Here is a 1,828-nt window from a genome sequence, read left to right on the forward strand (position 1 = left end):
AAGATCCTCGAGATCGGCGAGGGCACCAGCGAGGTGCAGAAGATGCTGATCGCGCGGCGGCTGGGTCTGTAGGCCGAACCGCCCCGCCGGAACGAACGACTCGTTCGTGCAGCTAGAAGCCACGAACGAGTCGTTCGTTCCGGCGGGGGAGGTGCCGGCTCAGTGCCGCGCCGGCGCCGCCACCGGGGCCTCGTCGGCCTCCTCGGTGCGCGTCCCCATGCGCGACGCCGAGGTACTCCCGCGCCGGAGATCGTGGCTGCGGCTCGCCCCGAGCAGGCCGATCTCGGGCATCGCGCCGTAGATCGTCTCCCACTGGCCCGACGAGACCCGGTAGGTCTCGTGGAAGATCCCAACGGAGTCGCCGTGGGCCCGCGTCGCGCGGTTGAACGCGCGCCAGGCAGGCAGGTGCTCGGCCTCGGAACTGCGGGCGTAGGCGACCAGCTGCTCGTAGGAGCGCCAGTACTGGATGTAGGTCGGCCCGCCGAACATCCAGCCGCCGTAGGCCTTGAGCAGGCCCAGCTCCGGGCGGCGCTCGAGCTCACGGATCATCCGCGGCATCGCGCGGAACACCGGGAGCCAGGCGCGGACGTCGCGCCAGCGGTTGACGTGGGTGCCGATGACGAGGACGACGAAGTCCCCCTCGATGTCGGCGCTGCTGCGGGCGTAGGACGGTGCGGTCATGACTGGCCTCCGGTGGCGGGTGCGGGGCAACGGACGGACGGCGCCGGGGTCCGGCGCGCCAGGGTGATCTCGCGGCACGCGAGGAAGAGCGGGAAGACGACCGCGACCGCGATCGCGACGCTCCCGACGACGAGCAGGACGAGGACCCACGGCCGCCAGCCGAGCCTGCGGCCCTCGACGACCATGAGGACGGCGGCGGCCAGGCCGGTGACGAGGATGTCGACGGCGGCCGACGAGCTCGCCGAGGTGGCGAACCAGCCCCCGAGGTAGCTCTCGCCCGCGGCGGCGGACGCCAGGTTGAACCACCAGGTGCCGACGAGACCGACGATCGAGAGGACGACGTAGACGGGGACGAGGCGCACGGGAGACCTCACTCAGACGGCGACCGGGGCGGGGGCCTCGGTCGGGGTATCGGATCGGGAACCACGGGCGAGCACCGCCGCGGCCGCGCCCACGGTGAGAACGACGAGTGCCGCGGCGACCGCCACGGTCAGGGCATCCGGCGCGAGGAGGGGCTGGGCCCGCAGGGCCTGGCCGGTCAGCAGCAGCGTCAGGCCGAGCCACGCCGCCGCGCCCACGACGACCAGCCGCGTGCGGACCGGCTCGGAGCGCAGGACGGCGAACCGGCCGGCCAGCAGCGCGAGCCCGAGCGCGAGCAGCGGGACCGCCTGCAGGCCGTGCAGTCCGACGAAATGCCCGATGCGCAGGTCACCGCCGGTCGTGGACCACCCCACCAGCGGCAGGCCTGCCCCGCCGTCCGGGACCTCGACGGCGTGGGCGCCCGCGGCCGACATCGAGCCCGTGGCCCGGGCCTCCTGCATCTGGTAACCGCTGGGGCTGGTCATGAGGAACGCGACGGCCATGCCGATCAGCGCCACGACCAGCCCGAGCCGAACCGCCCACGCCGTCGCCGACGGCAGGGAGCGTTCGCGCAGCAGGACCACGGCGATGACGAGATTCGCGACCCAGAGCACCGCGATCGAGGTGCCCATCACGGCCCAGACCGCGGTGTCGAACGGGGTCGCTACGTCGAAGTGGCTGGGCCGGCCGCGGACGACCTGCCCGACGATCGCCACCATCTCGATCACTGACGTGACCGCGACGACGGTGCCCGCCGCCGAGGCCACCCGCCGCGTCCGGTCACCCC

3 protein-coding genes are annotated in these 1,828 nt (G+C 73.4%); all 3 read right to left on the reverse strand.

What is annotated here, in order from left to right:
• Positions 1 to 159: 159 nt before the first annotated feature.
• On the reverse strand, positions 160 to 681 hold the full coding sequence (locus tag VGI02_RS12325) for a DUF4188 domain-containing protein (RefSeq protein WP_331627664.1): 522 nt from the start codon (positions 679 to 681) through the stop codon (positions 160 to 162).
• Positions 678 to 1,043 carry a DUF2834 domain-containing protein gene (locus tag VGI02_RS12330; protein ID WP_331627665.1) on the reverse strand — a complete coding sequence of 122 codons (366 nt, stop codon included), beginning with the start codon at positions 1,041 to 1,043 and terminating at the stop codon, positions 678 to 680. Before VGI02_RS12330 ends, VGI02_RS12325 begins: the two co-directional genes overlap by 4 nt.
• A 12-nt stretch (positions 1,044 to 1,055) precedes the next feature.
• Positions 1,056 to 1,828 (reverse strand): hypothetical protein (locus tag VGI02_RS12335; protein WP_331627666.1); only part of this gene is annotated, 773 nt, incomplete at its 5' end.

Origin of the sequence: Actinomycetospora sp. (assembly GCF_036497245.1) — a bacterium.
Lineage (GTDB): Bacteria > Actinomycetota > Actinomycetes > Mycobacteriales > Pseudonocardiaceae > Actinomycetospora.